19 protein-coding genes and 1 tRNA gene are annotated in these 18,620 nt (G+C 65.1%); 4 read left to right on the top strand and 16 right to left on the bottom strand.

The features are described 5' to 3' along the window. From ACU0B3_RS09755 to ACU0B3_RS09780, 6 genes are all read right to left on the bottom strand, one after another. Window positions 1–83 (bottom strand): transposase (locus ACU0B3_RS09755; protein WP_446260812.1); only part of this gene is annotated, 83 nt, incomplete at its 3' end. 218 nt (window positions 84–301) lie between these two features. Continuing rightward, a complete protein-coding gene (locus ACU0B3_RS09760; protein ID WP_446260664.1) occupies window positions 302–1,651 on the bottom strand; it encodes an aminotransferase class III-fold pyridoxal phosphate-dependent enzyme in 1,350 nt (449 codons plus the stop codon). Between the two features lie 147 nt (window positions 1,652–1,798). Then, window positions 1,799–3,004, bottom strand: coding sequence for a winged helix-turn-helix domain-containing protein (locus tag ACU0B3_RS09765; protein WP_446260665.1), 1,206 nt, complete (start codon window positions 3,002–3,004; stop codon window positions 1,799–1,801). Beyond that, window positions 3,001–4,026: a LacI family DNA-binding transcriptional regulator gene (locus ACU0B3_RS09770; protein WP_446260666.1), complete on the bottom strand. Its 1,026-nt coding sequence runs from the start codon at window positions 4,024–4,026 to the stop codon at window positions 3,001–3,003. The genes ACU0B3_RS09765 and ACU0B3_RS09770 overlap by 4 nt, the downstream gene beginning before the upstream one ends. Before the next feature lie 73 nt (window positions 4,027–4,099). Then, window positions 4,100–4,549, bottom strand: a complete 450-nt coding sequence (locus ACU0B3_RS09775) for a hypothetical protein (RefSeq protein ID WP_446260667.1) — start codon at window positions 4,547–4,549, stop codon at window positions 4,100–4,102. Window positions 4,550–4,638: 89 nt separating this feature from the next. After that, the gene (locus tag ACU0B3_RS09780) at window positions 4,639–6,831 is read right to left on the bottom strand and encodes a YadA-like family protein (protein WP_446260668.1); all 2,193 of its coding nucleotides are present in this window, start codon (window positions 6,829–6,831) and stop codon (window positions 4,639–4,641) included. A 286-nt stretch (window positions 6,832–7,117) separates the two neighbouring features. Between ACU0B3_RS09780 and ACU0B3_RS09785 the strand changes: the two genes are divergently transcribed. Continuing rightward, a tRNA-Arg gene (locus ACU0B3_RS09785) sits at window positions 7,118–7,194 on the top strand. A gap of 235 nt (window positions 7,195–7,429) precedes the next feature. Further along, entirely contained in the window at window positions 7,430–8,947 is a 1,518-nt protein-coding gene (locus ACU0B3_RS09790; RefSeq protein ID WP_446260669.1) for a malonate--CoA ligase, read from the top strand. Here the strand turns inward: ACU0B3_RS09790 and ACU0B3_RS09795 are convergent. Further along, window positions 8,944–9,858: a LysR family transcriptional regulator gene (locus ACU0B3_RS09795; protein ID WP_446260670.1), complete on the bottom strand. Its 915-nt coding sequence runs from the start codon at window positions 9,856–9,858 to the stop codon at window positions 8,944–8,946. The genes ACU0B3_RS09790 and ACU0B3_RS09795 overlap by 4 nt on opposite strands. Window positions 9,859–9,989: 131 nt before the next feature. On the opposite strand from ACU0B3_RS09795, the gene ACU0B3_RS09800 reads away from it, so the two are divergent. Continuing rightward, window positions 9,990–10,766: an SDR family oxidoreductase gene (locus tag ACU0B3_RS09800; RefSeq protein ID WP_446260671.1), complete on the top strand. Its 777-nt coding sequence runs from the start codon at window positions 9,990–9,992 to the stop codon at window positions 10,764–10,766. Window positions 10,767–10,902: 136 nt separating this feature from the next. Here ACU0B3_RS09800 and ACU0B3_RS09805 read toward each other — a convergent pair whose 3' ends face one another. Then, window positions 10,903–12,213 (bottom strand): aminotransferase class I/II-fold pyridoxal phosphate-dependent enzyme, encoded by a 1,311-nt coding sequence (locus tag ACU0B3_RS09805; RefSeq protein WP_446260672.1) that lies wholly within the window; start codon window positions 12,211–12,213, stop codon window positions 10,903–10,905. 162 nt (window positions 12,214–12,375) lie between these two features. On the opposite strand from ACU0B3_RS09805, the gene ACU0B3_RS09810 reads away from it, so the two are divergent. Further along, on the top strand, window positions 12,376–13,257 hold the full coding sequence (locus ACU0B3_RS09810; protein WP_446260673.1) for a DMT family transporter: 882 nt from the start codon (window positions 12,376–12,378) through the stop codon (window positions 13,255–13,257). Here ACU0B3_RS09810 and ACU0B3_RS09815 read toward each other — a convergent pair. From ACU0B3_RS09815 to rpsP, 8 genes are all read right to left on the bottom strand, one after another. Continuing rightward, window positions 13,217–14,026, bottom strand: a complete 810-nt coding sequence (locus ACU0B3_RS09815; RefSeq protein WP_446260674.1) for a division plane positioning ATPase MipZ — start codon at window positions 14,024–14,026, stop codon at window positions 13,217–13,219. The two genes, ACU0B3_RS09810 and ACU0B3_RS09815, sit on opposite strands and share 41 nt — an antisense overlap. A 173-nt stretch (window positions 14,027–14,199) precedes the next feature. Continuing rightward, on the bottom strand, window positions 14,200–14,421 hold the full coding sequence (gene rpmE, locus ACU0B3_RS09820) for a 50S ribosomal protein L31 (protein WP_446260675.1): 222 nt from the start codon (window positions 14,419–14,421) through the stop codon (window positions 14,200–14,202). Between the two features lie 14 nt (window positions 14,422–14,435). Next, window positions 14,436–14,813, bottom strand: a complete 378-nt coding sequence (rplS, locus tag ACU0B3_RS09825) for a 50S ribosomal protein L19 (RefSeq protein WP_446260676.1) — start codon at window positions 14,811–14,813, stop codon at window positions 14,436–14,438. 168 nt (window positions 14,814–14,981) lie between these two features. Further along, on the bottom strand, window positions 14,982–15,740 hold the full coding sequence (locus ACU0B3_RS09830) for a TylF/MycF/NovP-related O-methyltransferase (RefSeq protein ID WP_446260677.1): 759 nt from the start codon (window positions 15,738–15,740) through the stop codon (window positions 14,982–14,984). Between the two features lie 211 nt (window positions 15,741–15,951). Continuing rightward, window positions 15,952–16,857, bottom strand: coding sequence for an ADP-ribosylglycohydrolase family protein (locus ACU0B3_RS09835; protein ID WP_446260678.1), 906 nt, complete (start codon window positions 16,855–16,857; stop codon window positions 15,952–15,954). After that, window positions 16,832–17,623: a tRNA (guanosine(37)-N1)-methyltransferase TrmD gene (gene trmD, locus ACU0B3_RS09840; protein ID WP_446260679.1), complete on the bottom strand. Its 792-nt coding sequence runs from the start codon at window positions 17,621–17,623 to the stop codon at window positions 16,832–16,834. Before trmD ends, ACU0B3_RS09835 begins: the two co-directional genes overlap by 26 nt. Next, complete coding sequence (gene rimM / locus ACU0B3_RS09845) at window positions 17,616–18,152, bottom strand: ribosome maturation factor RimM (protein ID WP_446260680.1); 537 nt, start codon at window positions 18,150–18,152, stop codon at window positions 17,616–17,618. The genes trmD and rimM overlap by 8 nt, the downstream gene beginning before the upstream one ends. 80 nt (window positions 18,153–18,232) lie before the next feature. Then, window positions 18,233–18,610 (bottom strand): 30S ribosomal protein S16, encoded by a 378-nt coding sequence (gene rpsP, locus ACU0B3_RS09850; protein WP_446260681.1) that lies wholly within the window; start codon window positions 18,608–18,610, stop codon window positions 18,233–18,235. Window positions 18,611–18,620 lie beyond the last annotated feature (10 nt).

Consider the following 18,620-nt stretch of genomic DNA (forward strand, 5'->3'; position numbering starts at 1 on the left):
TCCTTGACCGAATATCCACGCTCCGTGACCTGCGCCACCGCGTCGATCTTGAACTCATCTGAGTAACGAATTTGCCCTGACATTTGCGTCGTCCTTTGCTTCCAAAATTACCAAGCAAAGCGTCTACAAATCTAGGGGCACTTCACAGCTCAGATCGCAATTTTTGGCACGCCTGTTCTCGCCCTTGCAGCCATCACTATCTTCATCCTGCGCGGCGTCTTTTCGGGAGTTCAAGAGGATAAGGCGAGCGAGGACACTGCGACGCTGGCTCATTTGGCTCAAAACAAACCAGACTAAGGGGTTACACCGTGGCAAAGGCCGTGTCGAGGTTGTCGATGATCTGGGCGACTTCGGCCTCGGAGATGACGAGCGGCGGGGACATGAGGATATTGTTCATGCCGAGGCGCGTGTTGGTGCCGGCTTCGTAGGCGGCTTTGTGCACGCGGGTCATCGTGTCCATGTCCATGGGTGTCTTGGCAGCGCGGTCCGAGACCAGCTCGATCCCGCACATCAGGCCGACGCCGCCCCGGACGTCGCCGATGAAGTCGTATTTCTCCTGTAGGCGCAAAGCGCCTTCGTAGAGCTGGGTGCCGCGCGGGCCGGCGTTGGATTTGGTGTCGAGGCGGAGCGTTTCGGCAAGGCACGTGACGACGGCAGCTGCGCCCACGGGGTGGGCGGAGTACGTATAGCCGGTGAAGATCGCGCCGTCGGCGTTTGACGTCTCGAAGACGTCTGCGATCTGGTCGGAGACGAGGCAGCCGCCGACCGGGAAGTAGGCTGACGTGATGCCCTTGGCGACGGTCATCATGTCGGGTTTCACGCCAAAGCGGCGCGAGCCGGTCCACGCGCCTGTGCGCCCGAAGCCGCAGATGACTTCGTCCGCGATAAAGAGGATGCCGTGGTCCGCGCAGAGATCGCGCAGGCGCGGCATCAGGCTCTCGTGCGGGACCAGCACGCCGCCCGCGCCGAGGATCGGTTCCATGATGAAGGCGGCGATGGTGTTTGCGCCCTGGAAGGCGATCTCGTCGGCCATGGCGGCGACGATGCGGTCGGCGAGGCGCTCGGGGTCGCTCTCGTCGAACGGGTTGCGGTAGGTGTAGGGCGCCGGCAAGTGGAAGCACCCGGGCAAGAGCGGCTCGTAATTGATGCGGAAGCGGTTGTTGCCGTTGACCGACGCGCCGCCCCAGTGGGTGCCGTGGTAGCCTTTCTTGAGGCTCAGGAACTTGGTCCGCCCAGGCTCTCCGCGCAGGCGGTGGTACTGGCGGGCGAGGCGGAGCGCAGTGTCGACGGCGTCGCTGCCGCCGGAGGTGAAAAAGACACGGGCCATGCCGTCCTCGGCAAAGAACTCGCGCACGGCAAAGGATGCCTCGATGGCCGCGTCGTTTGTCGAGCCGCCGAAGTTCGAGCAATAGGGCAGCTGGTGGACGCGGGTAGCGATCGTCTGTTTGAGCGCCTCGTTGGAGTAGCCGAGGTTAACGCACCAGAGCCCGCCTACCGCGTCGATCACGGAGTGGCCGTCAAGGTCGTGCAGATAGACGCCTTCGGCACCGGTGAAGATCGTCGGAGGATTCTCCTGCAGCGCGCCCGGATGACCCATTGGGTGCCAGAGGTGGCGGGCGTTGTTCTCGCGCAGGAAGTTGTCGTCTTTCATCGGGCATGCCTCCGGGCCGGTGTGTCGCGCGATGCTACGCCTTTGGGCGGTTCGTGCAAGGGTGGCTGGTGCGACTTGTGAGCAGGGTAAGAGTGGGGGCCCGCCCCCACACCCCCGGGATATTTATCGCCAGAAGAAGGACGCGGGTCAGGCGAGGATTGGGGCGCGGAGCCAGTTGTCTGCAAAGGTGACGCCGGAAACGCCGGTAAAGCGGGCGGTGCGGGCGAGGGCCGTTTCGAGTTTGGTCTGGCGGGCCTTGGTCCAGCGGACGGGCGGTTCAGGCCAGAGGGCGGTGACGTGGAGACTGTCCGTGTCGCGATTGGTCTTCATGTCGATGCGGCCGACGAGGCGGTCGCCTTCGAGGAGGGGGAAGACGTAATAGCCGTAGGTGCGTTTGGGGGCAGGGACGAAGATTTCGATCCGGTAGGAAAAGCCGAAGAGCCGTTCGGCGCGTTTGCGGTCTCGCAACGCTGGGTCGAACGGGCTGAGGACGCGCATGCGCTGGGTGACTTGCGGTGGGTCGCGGTCTGGCAGGTCTGGCACGCTGACGACGCGGCGGAGGCTGCCGTCATTGAGGGTGATGTCGGCCTCGCGGAGGGCGCCGGTGCGGAGGTTGTGCTGCACCCATGCCTTGGCCTCTTGCGGTGTGACGATGTCCCAGAAGGCGGCGATCTCGCCGGAGGTGGCGAAAGAGAGGCGCTCCAGTGCGAGCCAGTTGAGGCGGTCGATGGTCTCTTCGGGCGTCAGGTTTGGCGTGGACGCGGGGCCGGGCAGCACGCGTTCAGTCACATCGTAATGCTTGCGGAAGTTCGTGCGGTGGCAGATCGTGAGCTTGCCTGACCGCCAGAGGTACTCGAGCGCGGTCTTTTCCGGCTGCCAGTTCCACCAGCCTCCGCCCTTGGTTGCGGTGGTGCCGAGGTCGTCGGCGTTGCAAGCGCCGTGGGTTTCGGCAAAGGCGTAGACGCGGTCGAGGAGCGCCTTGTATTCGGGTCCGCGCCAGTCGTCCCATTTGGCGCTGATCCGGGCGGCATCGCGGGCGAACTTGAGCCGCCAGAGCGCGAAGAAGTCGACGGGGATCACAGCCGCGTCGTGGGTCCAGTGCTCGAAAAGGAGGCGCTCTTTCTCGATCACGCGCGGCAGGTGCCTTGGCCGGTAGGCCGGGCGCCGTGCAAAGAGGATCATGTCATGCGCGCGCTCGACGGTGCGCACGCTGTCGACCTGCACGAACCCCAGTCGGTGGATCAGCGCGTGCAGGCTCGCGGGGTCAGTGCCGCCGGTGGGTGCCTCGGCCAAGGCGTGCGCGTGCAGGAAATGCGCCCTTGCGGAGCGATTGTCGAGGATTGGGACACTCACCAGCGTTTGAGCGTGTCACCCACGTCGATCTTAGGTGTCAGCTCGACGATGCGCTCGACCTCGGCCTTAGGGTCGGCGACGCGGCGCGCGATGATCTCGGCGGCCTTGGTCCCGATCTCATCGCGGCAGCTGTCCATCGTGGCGAGCCGGCGCGGCAAGCCATCGAGCAGCTCGACGTCGTTGAACCCCGCCATGCCGATCTGGCCGGGGATGTCGATGCCTTGCTCGAGCATGTAGAGCAGCCCACCGGCCGCGATCATGTCGTTGGAATAGTAGAGAAAGTCGAGCTCGGGGTCGCGTTCGAGCAGGGTGCGGGTCATCTCCCGCCCCTTCTTGAGCGCGGAGCCGCCGGAGTAGAACTCCTGGTCGACCACCTCCACGCCCTCCTTGGCGAGCGCCTCGGTGAATCCCTCGAAGCGTTTGCGGGCGCGGTGGTCGAGCGGCATCTTGGTGCCAAGAAACCCGATCCGCTCGTAGCCCGCCTTTACGATGGCCTGCGCCATTTGCCGGCCCGCGCGGCGGTGCGAGATGCCGACGGCGCTGTCGACGGGCGTGCCGTCGGTGTCCATGATCTCGACCACCGGGATGCCGGCGGCGCGCAGCATCGCCTTGGACGCCTCGGTGTGCTCCAGCCCCGCGATGATCACGCCCGAGGGGCGCCATGAGAGCATCTCGTAGAGGACCTGTTCCTCTTTCTCGGGCATGTAGTCGGTGACGCCCACCACCGGCTGCAACTCGGTGCCTTCGAGCACGCGAGAGACGCCGGCGAGGACTTCGGGGAACACCATGTTGCGCAGGGAAGGGATGATCACCGCGACCAGGTTGACCCGGGACGAGGCGAGCGCGCCGGCGATCTTGTTCGGCACGTAGCCGAGGTCCTTGGCGGCGGTCAGCACGCGCTGGCGGGTGGCGGCGCTCACGTCACCCTTGTTGCGCAGGACGCGGCTGACGGTCATCTCGGACACGCCGGACGCCTCGGAGACATCGCGCAGCGTCAGGGGGCGGTTGTCGTTTGCGGTCAAGGCCTTGGCGCATCCTGAAAAAAAGCTGTCGCCGCACACTAGGCGCGGCGATGCAAAGGCGCAAGGCGTGGCCTCAGTCCGAACCCGAGTCCGATGGAGGCGCTGCATTCGGCGCGGTTTGCCGAGCCGGTTGCGGCGGGATAGGGTCGAACGCCCCGACGGAGACCTCGAGAAGCAGCCAACGGCGGTTCTCCTGCACCAACACCAGGTCGAAACTGATATGCTCCGGCTGCAACGGAAAGTACCCGGTCAACCGCATCTGTGTGTCGCGGCGCGCCGTCTGTACGCTCAGGATCTCGGGCTCGGTGACAAGGATCGGCAGCATGTCGATCCCGCGTTCCCGCACTGGAGCAAACAGTCCAGCAAGCCGGGTCGGATCGTTGCGGTCCGAAAAGTCGCGCGAGGAATAGTCGCGCAGCACCGTGTAGTTCCCCGTCCAGTTCCCATGATTGATCGCCGTCAGGATATCGCGGATCAGCGCCGTCGCGAAACTTCGGTCAACGCTGGACGGTTGCTGTGCCATCGCCGGCGCCGCGAACACCACGCCCAACGCGCATAGAAAAAGTGCCGCGCGAGCGCCGCGCGACACTTTTTCCAACAAACGTCCGGCTCTTACCATGCGTAGGTGACACCCAGTCGTGCACCGAACTGGTCGCGATCAAGTCCGTAGCTCACGCCCGCATCGAACTGGGTCGTCGGGCTCACCCGGACGCCCATGTTGAGCGCCATTGCGTTGCTGCCCTCGAAGTGACCGAGGCTGCCGGTAAAGGCAAAGGTGCTGTCGCCCGGCACGTACGGCGCGGACATGGCCATGGCCATCGCGATCCCCTCCTTGTTGTCGGCAATGCGGGAGCGGTTGCGGCTGATCTCGTTGGCGTTGGCGCGCGCGGCGGCGGTATTGGCCGCAACGCCCGTGCTGAGGTTTGCCAGCTCGGACGCCGTCATCCCGCTGCTGATGACCGCCAGGTTGCCTGTCCTGTCGGACGTCACCAGCCCCACCTCGCCGGATTGCGCGGCGGTGCTTTCAGCGGAGGCAATGCCGGACAGCGTGTAGGTGTTCGAAGATGTGCCGATGCTGACCTGGTTGTCGCGCGTCGCCTGCGCTCCGTTGCCAATCGCGACCGAGTTGTCACCCGATGCGACCGACAGGTTGCCAAAGCTCAGCGACGTTGCGCCACTCGCCACCGCGGCCTCGCCAACTGCCGTGGAGCGCACGCCCGATGCGGTCGCCAGGTGCCCGAAGGCTTGCGCGCGCTCGGCCGTCGCCATGGCTTGCCAGCCGATCGCTGTGGTGCCCGGTCCGGTTGCGATGGTTTCTCCGCCAATAGCCGTCGTGGACGGCCCGGTGGCGACAGAGGTGTCGCCCAGCGCAATGGCGTCGATGCCATTTGCGATGGCCTCGTTGCCGATCGCTGTAGCGAAGTCAGATTGAGCGTCCGCGTTTTCACCAATTGCGAGTGATCTCACGCCTTGCGCTGTGGCGAGGTGACCGAACGCCTGCGCCCGCTCGCCGGTTGCCTGCGACTGCCAGCCGATGGCAGTCGTGCCTGGGCCGGTCGCAACGGTCTCGCCACCGATGGCCGTCGTGGACGGACCGGTCGCTACCGACGTGTCGCCCAGCGCGATCGCATCGACACCGTTCGCAATAGCCTCATTGCCAATCGCCGTGGCATTGTCCGATTGAGCGTCTGCGTTTTCGCCAATTGCGAGTGATCTCACGCCTTGCGCTGTCGCTAGGTGACCGAACGCCTGCGCACGTTCAGCTGTCGCCTGAGACTGCCAACCGATGGCTGTGGTGCCTGGCCCTGTCGCAACTGCCTCACCACCAATCGCCGTCGTGGACGGACCGGTTGCTACCGATGTGTCGCCTAGCGCAATCGCATCGACACCGTTCGCAATAGCCTCATTGCCAATCGCCGTCGCATTGTCGGACTGCGCATCCGCGTTCTCACCAACCGCAAGCGACCGAACACCCTGCGCCGTCGCGAGGTGCCCGAACGCCTGCGCGCGTTCACCCGTGGCTTGCGACTGCCAACCAATTGCGGTGGTGCCGGGGCCGGTGGCAACAGTCTCGCCGCCGATGGCCGTGGTCGAGGGACCCGTCGCGACAGACGTGTCGCCCAACGCGAGAGCGTCGATACCATTTGCAATGGCCTCGTTACCGATAGCTGTCGATAAATCGGACTGCGCATCCGCATTTTCACCAACTGCGAGCGACCGCTCACCTTGCGCTGTCGCCAAATGCCCCAGCGCCTGCGCACGCTCAGCGGTTGCCTCGGAGCGCCACCCAATTGCGGTGGTGCCGGGCCCGGTTGCAATAGTCTCACCGCCGACAGCGGTCGTGGACGGACCCGTCGCAACAGAGGTGTCACCAAGCGCGATTGCGTCAATTCCGTTCGCAATGGCTTCGTTACCGATCGCCGTTGCGTTGTCCGACTGAGCGTCGGCGTTCTCGCCGACAGCCAACGACCTTACGCCTTGGGCCGTCGCCAGGTGACCAAGCGCTTGCGCGCGCTCACCTGTCGCTTGCGACTGCCAGCCAATTGCCGTTGTACCCGGCCCGGTCGCAACGGTCTCACCGCCAATTGCCGTTGTAGACGGACCCGTTGCCGTTGCCACCGCGCCGACCGCGACGCCGTCCGTGGCGGTGGCGTCGGTGCTGGCCCCGTCACCCACTGCAACTGAGAAATCGCCATCGGCAGTTGTGTTCACGCCGCATTCAGTGGAGTTCGTTCCCGCGCCGGTGTTGCAAGGCGCCGTTGCGTCGGCGAAGGCAAGCCCCGCGCTCATGGTCAGCGTGATCAACGATGTCGTTGCCAGCAATGCGCGTGATTGTCCAAAGTCGAAAGCTCTCATTGATCGTCATTCCCCTGTTGAATGGACGTTCCGCGATCTTTCGGCTTCTTGAGACAAAGCCTCGCACGCGCCCTGGTGCAGGAACGCAGGCGAATTTCAAAAGTTTCGAATTTACTCGCAGAGCTTTACAAAGTGTTCAATTCCGGCGGCTTCCATGACAGGTCCACAAACCGCAAAGAGCCTTTGCAAATTGCGAGGTGACAGTCGAACGCGCGACGGCTAGGACACACCCGTCGGCCCCGTGGCTCAACTGGATAGAGCAGCCCCCTCCTAAGGGGCAGGTTGCAGGTTCGAATCCTGCCGGGGTCGCCATGGGTTTTCGGCGACGCCAGAGAACATTGCTAGCGCACGTCAATACGCCGGACAAAAGGCTCGTGGATCTCCGTCGGCACCGCAAGGCGTGCTTTTATGATGCATTCGACGCTTCGACGGTTGAATCAAGCCCCGCAAAGCTCGTAGCCACATAGGACGCCCTCCTCTGCCATGCACGAGGGTCACGACTGCGCGGCGCCCGTGACGCCGCCTGCCGAGGAAATGAGATAGACCGATGCCAAATCCGCTCTACGACGGCCTGTTTGGAGTGCATGCAGGCAAGGATACGCCCTTTCTCAAGCTGCCAGATGGACGGGTCATCTCGCACGACGCTTTTCTGACCATAGCGGCACAAATCGCGCATGCGCTGGCCGCGCACGGGCTCAAGGCCGGAGACCGGGTGGCAGTCCAGGTCGACAAGTCGCCCGAAGCGCTCGCCGTCTATGCAGCATGCGTGCAGTCGGGCCTGATCTTCATCCCGCTCAATACGGCCTATACCGTCGGTGAGCTGTCGTACTTTGTCGAGAACAGCGGCGCGGCGCTGATCGTCTGTGACCAAAGGAACGCCAGCGAGCTGACGACGCTTGCCGGCACGCTCGGCGCTGCGGTGATGACGCTGAACGCGGATGGCAGCGGCACGCTGATGGAGGCGTCCTCCGCCATGCCGCGCGCCTTCGACACCGTGCCGCGCAGCTCGGAGGACCTCGCAGCCTTCCTCTACACCTCGGGCACGACAGGCCGGTCCAAGGGCGCGATGCTGACGCAGGAGAACCTGCTGTCGAACGCGGTGACGCTGGCAGATCTGTGGCAGTTCACAGAGGCCGATGTGCTTTTGCACGCGCTGCCGATCTTTCACACGCATGGCCTCTTTGTTGCGACGAATGTGATGCTCGCTGCGGGCGGATCGATGATCCTTCTGCCGAAATTCGACCTTGATGCGATGATCGCGTGGCTGCCCGAGGCCACGTCGATGATGGGGGTGCCGACGTTCTACACGCGCCTTCTCGGTGACGCGCGGTTCACGCGGGATTTGACCGAGCACATGCGCCTTTTTATCTCAGGCTCTGCGCCGCTCCTTGCTGAAACGCATGTCCAGTTCGAGACGCGCACAGGGCACCGCATCCTCGAGCGGTACGGGATGACCGAGACCAACATGAACACGTCAAACCCCTACGACGGCGCGCGCATACCGGGAACGGTCGGGCTGCCGCTCCCGGGGGTAGAGGTCAAGGTCACGGACGCCAAGACGGGTGAGACGCTGGGCCCCGGAAACGTCGGCCAGATCGAGGTCCGCGGTCCCAACGTCTTCAAAGGCTACTGGCAGATGCCGGAAAAGACCGCCGCAGAGCTGCGCGAGGACGGGTTCTTTCTCACGGGTGATCTCGGTTTGGTCGACGCGGATGGCTATCTGCAGATCGTCGGGCGGGACAAGGACCTCATCATCTCGGGCGGGTACAACATCTACCCCAAGGAGATCGAGCTGGTGCTCGACGCGCAGCCGGGCGTGCTGGAAAGCGCCGTCATAGGTGTGCCGCATGCCGATTTCGGCGAGACGGTCCTGGGCCTGATCGTGCCTGCCGAAGGCGAGACGCCGGATCTTGCCAGGATCAAGGAGGCGACCGCCGCCGCCCTCGCCCGCTTCAAACACCCGCGTGCGCTGCTGCTCGTCGAAGAACTCCCGCGCAACACGATGGGTAAGGTGCAAAAGAACGTCCTGCGAGAGATGCACAAGGACGCTTTTGCCTCGACCTAGCGCCTTTCGGGTTTCGCGTTGGCAACCGTGCGCAGGTGGTCGATGAACACGCGCAGGCGCGCGGTCATGTACCCGCGCGAGGGGTAGACGACCCATGCCGCGCTGTCGAACTCCCCGGCACTGGCATCGTGCTGCGGGAAAAGGTCGATCAGGCTGCCGTTGGCAAGATCGTCCGACACTGTCCAATCGGCAAGGAGCGCCACCCCTATCCCGCCCTGCATCGCGCGGCGCAGGGCCAGCGCGTTCGAGATGGTCATGGCCGGGCGCGGCAACGTTTCGATCACCGGGCCGCCTGCACGCGGGCGCAGCCGCCAGATCTCGCGGAATCCAGGCAGGCTGAAGAGAAGGCCATCGTGCTTGTGCAGCTCCTCCGGGGTATGCGGGTGCCCGGCGCGCGCGAGGTAGTCTGGTGAGGCGACCACACGATAGCGCGTGTCAAAGAGCTTGGCCGCGACAAGCGCGCCTTCGATGCGCGGACCCAGCCGCAAGGCCACGTCGACGGAGCCGTCCGACAGGTCGACAATTCCGTCCGTCAGATGCAGCTCAAGCTGCACCTCCGGGTAGTCGGCACGAAATGCGGCGAGCCTTGGAATGAGCCACCGCTCTCCGAACGCAACGGAGGCCGTGACCCGGAGCACCCCGGACGGAACGCTGACCGCATCGCGGGCGACATCGGCGGCTTCTTCGAGCGCGTCGAGCGGTCCGCGGATCGCTTCGAGGTACAGCCGCCCGGCCTCGGTCAGAGAAAGCCGCCGCGTCGTGCGTTCGAAAAGGGTCAGACCCAGCGCGGCCTCGAGCTGCGCCACCTGCCGCGAGATGGAGGAGGGATCGACCCCCACCTCCCGCGCATGCGCCGCGAAGGAGCCTGCGCGCGCGACCCCGGCAAAGGTTCTGAGAAGCGCGATATCCATGATCGGTCTTTATCTATTCATGCGTGTTATGCACGACACTTTGCCCTACGGCCAGATTTATCGCGATCTAAGCCTGAATTAATTCTGGGACGTGTCGAGTCGCAATCAACGCCAAAGCAAAGGACATGCACATGACGACCTCCCCCGATCTCTCCCGCCAGACGGCCATCATCACTGGCGCGTCCCGCGGGATCGGCGCGGAAACCGCCCGCCATCTGGCACGCCTCGGCGCACATGTTTTCCTTGCGGCGCGCAGCGAGAGTGGCATCGCAGAAATTGCGCGCGAGATCGTGTCCGAGGGTGGCATAGCGACCGCCCTTGCAACCGACGTGGCACAATCAGACGACGTGTCGGCACTGGTCAGCGCCGCGATGGAGGCGACGGGACGGCTCGACATCCTTGTCAACAATGCCGGGCTGATCGACCCGATAACACGGATCGAGGACAGCGATCCCGCAGCTTGGGGCAGCGTCATCGATGTGAACGTCAAGGGCGTCTATCACGGCCTGCGTCACGCAATACCGGTGATGGCGAGCGCTGGTGGCGGGACGATCGTCAACATCTCGTCTGGCGCGGCAAACTCCGCGCTCGAAGGCTGGTCGCATTATTGCGCCTCGAAAGCCGCCGTCCTGCGCCTGACCGGTGTGGCGCATCGGGAGGCACACCATCGGGGCGTTCGGGTCATCGGCCTGTCGCCGGGCACCGTCGCGACCGCTATGCAGGAAGAGATCCGCGCCTCCGGCCTAAACCCCGTCAGCCAGCTGCCGTGGGAGGCGCATATCTCGGCAGACTGGGTCGCCAAGGCCATCGCGTTTCTCACGACGCCGGACGCCGATCCGTGGCTCGGGACGGACTTTTCGCTGAAGGTCGCGGAGGGGCGGAAGGCGATTGGGATGCCGCCGGACTAAGATTTTCGCTCATTCGGCAAAGCCGGCTCGTCCGCCCTTTCGGGCGGCCTCGCGAGATGGCCTCCGGCGGGGATATTTACAGCCAGAAGAAGCTTGATGGTGTGCGGTGAAAACAGGACGTGGTGGCTGGGAGCGCCTATTTGTGCACGAAGTGCAGCGTGTCGAAGGTTTGCCGCCAGGCCGCGACCTCGGCTGCGATTGGGTGGCCTTCGAGTCCCTCGACGATGAGGTGCGCCAGCTGCGCTGCATCGGATGCGGTCATCCCCCACCGGACGAGTTCGGGCGTGCCGATGCGCAGGCCGTTCATGTCACCTCTGACGGGGGCTGTTGGCAATCCGATCCCGCAGGCAAGAAAACCCGCCTTGCGCAGAAGCTTGGATGCGGCCTGGCCTCCGCCGAACTCACCGGCCAGCATGGCGAATTGATGCGAGGCGGTGAAGCCCTGCGCGCCTGAAAATACCGGCACGCCACGGATTGACAGCGCCTCTGCCAGCGCCTGTGACATGGCGATCATCTCAGCGGCATAGGCCGCGCCGAAATCCTGCCAATCGAGCATCGTCACCGCCAGCGCTGCCGTTTTGGACACGTCGAAATTGGCGGTCATGCCCGGAAAGGCAATCGTGTCGAGCCTGCGGGCGATGTCGGCGTCATTGGTGACGATCAAGCCGCCCGCGGGTCCGCCGAGGCTCTTGTACGTGCTCATCGTCATGAGGTGCGCGCCTTCGGCCAGCGGGTTGGACCAGGCGCGTCCGGCGATGATCCCGCACTGGTGCGCGGCGTCGAAAAGGACCTGCGCCCCGACCTCGTCCGCGATGGCACGCACCTCGGCGACCGGGTGTTCAAAGAGGTTGAGGCTGCCGCCCACCGTGATCAGCCTGGGGCGCACTTCGCGCGCAAGGGCGCGCAGCGCGCCGAGGTCGACCGTGTACCCGTCGGCGTTCACCGGCGCCTCGACGCTGTGCAGACCGAAGAGCCCGGCACAGCCGGCGGCGTGGTGGGTCACGTGGCCGCCGATCGAGGCCGGCGGCACGATGATCGTATCGCCCGGCTGGCATGTCGCCATGAAGCCGTAAAGGTTGGCGAGCGCGCCGGATGGCACCCGTACCTCGGCATACCGCGCGTCAAAGACCTCTGCGCAGAGCTGGACGGCGATGACTTCGATCTCTTCGATCGCCTCCAGCCCCATCTCGTACTTGTCGCCCGGATACCCGAGGGATGGCCGCGATCCCAGGCCAGCGGACAGGAGGGCCTCGGCGCGTGGATTCATCACATTGGTGGCCGGATTGAGGTTGAAGCACTCTTGCTCATGGATGGTGCGGTTCTGCTCGGCGAGACGCTCGATCCGGTCAAGCACATCCGTCGAGCTTTGGCGGGTCGTGGATTTGGCGATCGCCTGCACGCGGGTTTCACAGGCATCCGGCACCCAAGCGCGGTGAGCAAGCGTCATCTGGTATCCTCCGTTTCGCGCCAATCTGACGGGTATCGTGGGGCGAGGCAAAGTGGATTTGTTCTGTTTCGACGTATCGTATGCACGCCCCAGCCAAGGCTTGACCTCGGCACAGGCGGCAGGCAGCTATCCGCGGGTGAGAAGTAAGACACGGACCACCACATGACCGAGCAGGGCAAGGGGCTGTTGATCACGCTGGTGGGCGTGCTTTGCGTTGTGCCGGATGCGCTGTTCATCAAGTTGATCGAGGCGCCGGGGCTGACGGTCTCGTTCTGGCGCGGGATCACTTCGGGAGCCGGGCTGGTTCTGTCGGTGCTGATCCTGATGGGTCCGGGCGCCTTTGGCCGGGTGCTGCGCGCGGGGCCTCCGGCGTGGCTCTACATGGCGGCGGCGGGCGGGAGCGGCATCCTCTTTGTGCTGGCGGTCAAGTCGACGTCGGTGGCCAACGTCGTCTTTATCATCGCGGCGATGCCGATCTTTGCGGCCGTGTTCAGCCGGCTGTTCCTTGGCGAGCCGATCTCGCGGCGGATGCTATGGACAATGGCTGCCGTGGTGCCGGGGCTGGCGCTGATCGCCTACGGCTCGGGGGAGACCGAGGGCGCGCATTGGTCGGGGGATGTGCTGGCGCTGTGTGTCGCGGCGCTCTTTGCGGCTGGGTTGACGGCGGCGCGCCAGGCACGGGCAGTGTCGATGGTGCCGGGTGTTGCGGTGGCGTATCTCGCGAGCTCTGCCGCCTTGATCCCGTTTGTCGATCCCTGGGCGGTGCCGGACGATCAGTGGCGGTATGTGGCGCTGCACGGCGTCTTTATCACGGTCAGTGCGACGGGGCTGGCGCTGGGTCCGCGGTACATCACGTCGGCGGAGGTTGCGCTACTGATCCTGCTGGAATCTGTGCTGGCGCCCGTGCTGGTCTGGGCCGTCATCGGGGAGGCGCCGGGACGCTGGGCGATTGCAGGTGGCGCGGTGGTGATTGCGGCGCTCGCGGTGTCGAACCTTGCGGCGCTCAGAAATCGGCGGTCACGCCCGGCAGTTCGAGTGCCTTGACCAGATCACGCAGCTCCTGGCGGGCAGCGACGTTCGAGATGTTGAGCTGCTTGACGCCGATGTCCTTGAGATCGAGCAGCGTCAGGCCGCGCGGGAAGAGTTCGCGAAAGATGACCCGCTCGTGAAAGCCGGGCGCAGTGCGAAAGCCGATGCGCTTGGCGAGGGTGTCGACGGCCTTCTCCATCTTTTGCTTGTTCACCATGTTCTGCGCGCCGAGGCGGTTGCGCAGCACGATCCAGTCGATCGGCTCGAGGCCGGCCTGCGCGCGAAGCTGGCGCGCGTTCCAGACCATCTCGGCGTAGACCGACGGTCCCTCGACCTTGTCCGCGCTGCCGTCGGTGCGGGCGAGCAGGTCGAAATCCACGAAGCTGTCGTTGAGGGGCGTGACCAGCGTGTCCGCTAGCGAGTGGGCGACCTGGCTCAGCCGAGTGTGCGAGCCGGGGCAGTCGATCACGATGAAATCGCTGTCCTCCTCGAGCGCTGCCACGGCTGCAGACAGACGGTGATCGTAGATGTTCTCGCCCGGGCCCAGCGTGGCCGGGTCGATGTTCGGCAGATCGGTGTAGCGCGGCATCGGCAGAGACAGCTCGTGCTCGGCGCAGTAGGCTTGCCGGTTCTGGACATAGCGGCCAAAGGTTTTCTGCCGCAGATCGAGGTCGAGCGCGCCGACCTCGTGACCCATGCGCGCCAGCGCGGTCGCGACGTGCATCGACACGGTCGACTTGCCCGCACCGCCCTTTTCGTTTCCGACGACGATGATATGCGCCATGCGCTGCCTGCCCTTCCCCTAGCGCGGAAGATCCGCTGGAGCGCAGTATATGGTGGCGCGCCCTACCGGGAAAGAGGGCTTGCAGCGTTGAAGAGCCTTTGCGCGCGGGTGAGTCCCAAAACGCACAAGGCCGCCCGGGGGCGGCCTTGGGGGTCGTCGTGAAAGGCGGGGCTTTAGAAGCCGAGCCCTTCGTATTTCTTCTTGAACTTGGAGACGCGGCCGCCGGCGTCCATCAGGCGGGTGCCGCCACCGGTCCATGCCGGGTGCACGGTCGGGTCGACGTCGAGCGAGAGCGTGTCGCCTTCGCTGCCCCAGGTCGAGCGCATCTTGATGATCGTGCCGTCGGTCATCTTGACGTCGATGACGTGGTAGTCGGGATGGGTATCTTTTTTCATCGCTACCGCTCCTCTCAGGCGTTTTTCTTGGGCTTGTAGCCGGTGTCTTCGGCGATACGTGCCGATTTACCGCGGCGCGAGCGGAGGTAGTAGAGCTTGGCCCGGCGCACACGGCCGCGGCGCACCACCTCGATCGACTCGATGTTGGTCGAATAGAGCGGGAACACACGTTCCACACCTTCGCCAAAAGAAATCTTGCGGACGGTGAACGAGCCGGCGATGCCTTCGCCGTTCTTGCGGCTGATGCAGACACCTTCGTAGTTCTGCACCCGGCTGCGCGTGCCTTCGGTCACCTTGTAGCCGACGCGGATGGTGTCGCCGGCTTTGAAATCGGGGATGTCTTTCCCCAGCTCTTTCACCTGTTCGGCTTCGAGCGTTGCGATCAGGTCCATGGGACCACTCCTTTTTGTCGTCGCGGTTTGCCCGCGGAGATGTCTACCCAGCCCGCGCCAGGCAGCTGTTGTTTGCAATGCACCAGGGCGTGCCGACTCGCCGCCGGACCGCCTCGGATGCGCCCCTGTACGGCAGGCAGGCGCGTCGATCAAGGGGCGAGGCGCCCTTTAGTGCTTGATCAAAAGCCCCTGCCCGGTCGGCATTTCCATGATGTGGTGACCGCGTTCGGCGAGCCAGGCGTCCTCGGCCTTCTTCTGGCTCTGGTACCCGGTCCAGCCGTAGTCATCAAAAAGGATGATCCCGCCCGGCACCAGCCGGTCAAAGAGCACCTCGAGCGCGGCGATCTCGGCGGCGGAGGAATTCAGATCCATGTGCAAGAGCGCGATCTGGTCCGGGCATGCCTCCGCAAAGGTGTCGGGCACGATGCCCTTCACGATCCTAACGTTGGGATAGGGCAGAAAGCGCTCGACGCAGTGATCGTAGATCGTCTTGGTCTCGCGGTTCTGCGCCTCGTATACGGCGTTCGACCGTTTTTCAGAGTTATACGCTTCGGGGATGCCTTCGAACGTGTCGTAGAGGTACATGGTGCGGTCCACGTCCGCGAACCCGAGGAAGTGCGCCAGCACACCCATCGAGTACCCCTTCCACACGCCGCATTCCACGATGTCCCCTGCGGGCAGGCTGAGCGCGTGCTGTCCCGCCCATACCAGCGAGTGTAGCCGCCAGATCAGCGAACGCTCCTGCGCGTTTTCGGCGTTGGCGCGGACGGCTTCGGCAAAGGCGGGGTCCTGGCGAAAGCCCGCGGTGCGTTGCAGGCCGATCAGGTTGTCGGAAGCAAAGACCGGGCCGAACACCTGCTCGAAGAGCTTGAGCGCGTCGCGGAACTTCTGCTTTTGCGCTTCGTCTTTGAACGTGCCGTAAAACATCGCAAATGCCCGCGTGCTGGAAATGCAGCTACCATTCCCACGGGGGCCGCAAAAAGCAAGCTCGGAGGTTTGGTCTCCGGTAGGCTGCGCTACACCGCATACACACCGCCTGATTAAATCGCCCGCCTGACAGGCACTGTCAGGCCGCGCCACCCCTCGGGACGGCGCGTGAATTTCCGGTGCGGATGTAAAAGGCTAAACGCCGCCCTCTTTAGGCGCCCTTTACCTCGTTTGCGGCATGGGTTGCGCGGATCCAGTCCGTCGGGATCGACGCCTGGCCGCACGCCAGCGCCGCGGCCGCGCCGAGCAGGATCGACCGGCCCGCGCTGTCGCCGCCCGCGCGGATGTTGCGCTCGACGGCCTCGGCGTAGTCACCGGACCGCGTGAGGATGTGGAACACGAGCGGCACGCCCTGATGCAGGTGGCACGCGCGGCCTGTGGTCTCTCCATATGCGACCGAGTCTGCCTCCTCCGCGCCCAGCGCGGTCTCGAGATCACCCTGACCCGCGGCGGCTGACGCGAGCGCGTCTTTGAGCGACGTGCCGTCCAAAAGCGCCGAGAGCAAGCCCACCGCCACCGCCCCGTAGCGCTCCGCCGCTTCATGCACGTTGGTCACCCGGATCGCCTGCTGCGCCGTCGTCATAACCTCCGCCTGACCATGATGCGCAGCCAGCACGGCGGGCAAGGTGGCGAGTGCCGGCAGCTGGTCGTCGTCAACGCCCGAGGGATCGGTGACAGCGTGGTGCAGGTTGTCGAGCGTGCCGCGCGTCGGCCGGTCGATATACCCGACATAGGTTCCACCGGGCCCGAAATGCGCGGCATAGGCGTCCTGAAACGCGGTGACGTCGAACCCGCCCTTGGCCCGCACGACGCGTAGCGCGGTCAAGAGGACCTCACCATACTGCGTCTGCTGGCCGTCCGTGCCGGGCGCATGCACGGCCACGCCCGGCACGTCGGCGTAATGCGCGTGGTCGATCGGGACAAAGGCGGCGCTGCCGTGGGACTCTGCCACCTCGGCGATGCGCGCCGGATCGTAGAGCCAATGCAGCCCGCGCGCCGCGGCATCCGCCACCAGCGCGCCCAGCAACATGTCAGTCGCCTTGGGTGTCATCTGCATCGTAGGCCCTCCAAAGGTCCGGGCGCCGGGTGCGGGTCAGGCTTTCGGCCTCCGCCTTGCGCCATTTCGCGATCTCGCCGTGGTGTCCCGACATCAGCACATCCGGGATGGGACGGCCCTGCCAGGTGGCGGGTTTGGTGTAATGCGGATGCTCGAGGAGGCCGGCGGAAAAGCTCTCCTCCTCGGTGGAGGCGGCATTGCCGAGCACACCCGGCAAGAGCCGCACGACAGCGTCGATCAGCGCCATCGCGGGCAGCTCGCCACCGGTCAGCACGTAGTCACCCATCGAGACTTCCTCGATCCCGTGGTGGTCGAGCACACGCTGGTCGACCCCCTCGAAACGACCACAGAGGAGCGTGACCCCGGGGCCTTGCGATAGGCTCTGCGCCCTGGCTTGGGTGAAAGGCGCGCCTCGGGGGGAGAGGTAGAGCACCGGGCCATCGCTCTGCACGGCCTTGAGCGCGGCATCCACCACGTCCGCGCGCAGCACCATGCCGGCCCCGCCACCTGCAGGCGTGTCGTCGACGTTGCGGTGCCGGCCGATGCCGTGCTGGCGCAGGTCGTGGGGGACCAGCGCCCACTTCCCCTCGTCCAGCGCACGGCCTGTCAGCGAGGCGCCCAGCGCGCCGGGAAAGAGTTCAGGAAAGAGGGTGATGACGCGCGCCGTCCAGACACCCGCGCGCGGCGCGCTGGGGGCCATCAGGTCCTGCGGAACAAGGCTCGCGCGGATCGACTTGCGCCCGAACGAGCGCGGGGTGTCACTCATCCCCGTCGTCCGGGAAAAGACCTAGCGGCGGATCGACGATCACCCGCCGGGCCGAAAGGTCAACCGTTGGGACCGCCTCACGGGTGAAGGGAACGAGCACGGTCGCCTTGAGCCCTGGTCCGTGCACTTCAAGTAAGTCGTCGGCGCCGTTGGATTGCACCGACTTGATCCGCCCGATCCGCGCCCCGCCAGTGTCATGCACATCGAGGCCGATCAGATCGGCGTGATAAAATTCATCGTCCGGCAGGGACGGCAATGCCGCGCGGGGCGCGTAGAGGCGCACCCCCTTGAGCGCGTCCGCGTCTTCCTTGGTCAGGACACCGCCGAGGCGGACCGCAAAGCCGCCTTTGACCTGACGCACGATGCCAACGGTATAGCTGTGCTTGCCGTCTTCGGTGTGGAGCGGGCCGTAGGCGGCGACGTCCTCGGGGATGGCGGTAAAGCTCTTGAGCCGGACCTCGCCGCGCACGCCAAAGGCGCCGCTAAGCGCGGCGACGCAGACGTGGTCCTGAAGCGGGTCGATTGGCATGGGCAGCCGCGTTCGAAGTTGCGCAAAGGGTTGGGAGGCCCCGGGTCAGGCCCGGGGCGTCACGTGTTCGAGCGCGCGCCTTATTCGGCGGCGGCTTCCTCAGCGGGCGCTTCGGCGGCCTCTGCTGCCTTGGCGGCTTTCTCTTCGGCGCGGTCCTTGGCCTTTTGGCCGGGCTCGGCTTTCTTGGGGTTGTTGCGCTCTTTCTTCTCCATCGTGCCGGCGGCTTCGAGGAAGCGCTGGATGCGGTCGGTCGGCTGCGCGCCTTGGTCGAGCCAGTGCTGGACGCGCTCCATGTTCATCTTGACGCGGTCTTCGCTGTCCTTGGGCAGGAGCGGGTTGTAGGTGCCGAGCTTCTCGATGAAGCGGCCATCGCGCGGCATGCGGCTGTCGGCTGCGACGATGCGGTAGAAGGGGCGTTTTTTCGAGCCGCCGCGGGCGAGACGAATTTTCATGGCCATGGGTCTTGTT

The organism is Pseudaestuariivita sp., from assembly GCF_052825805.1.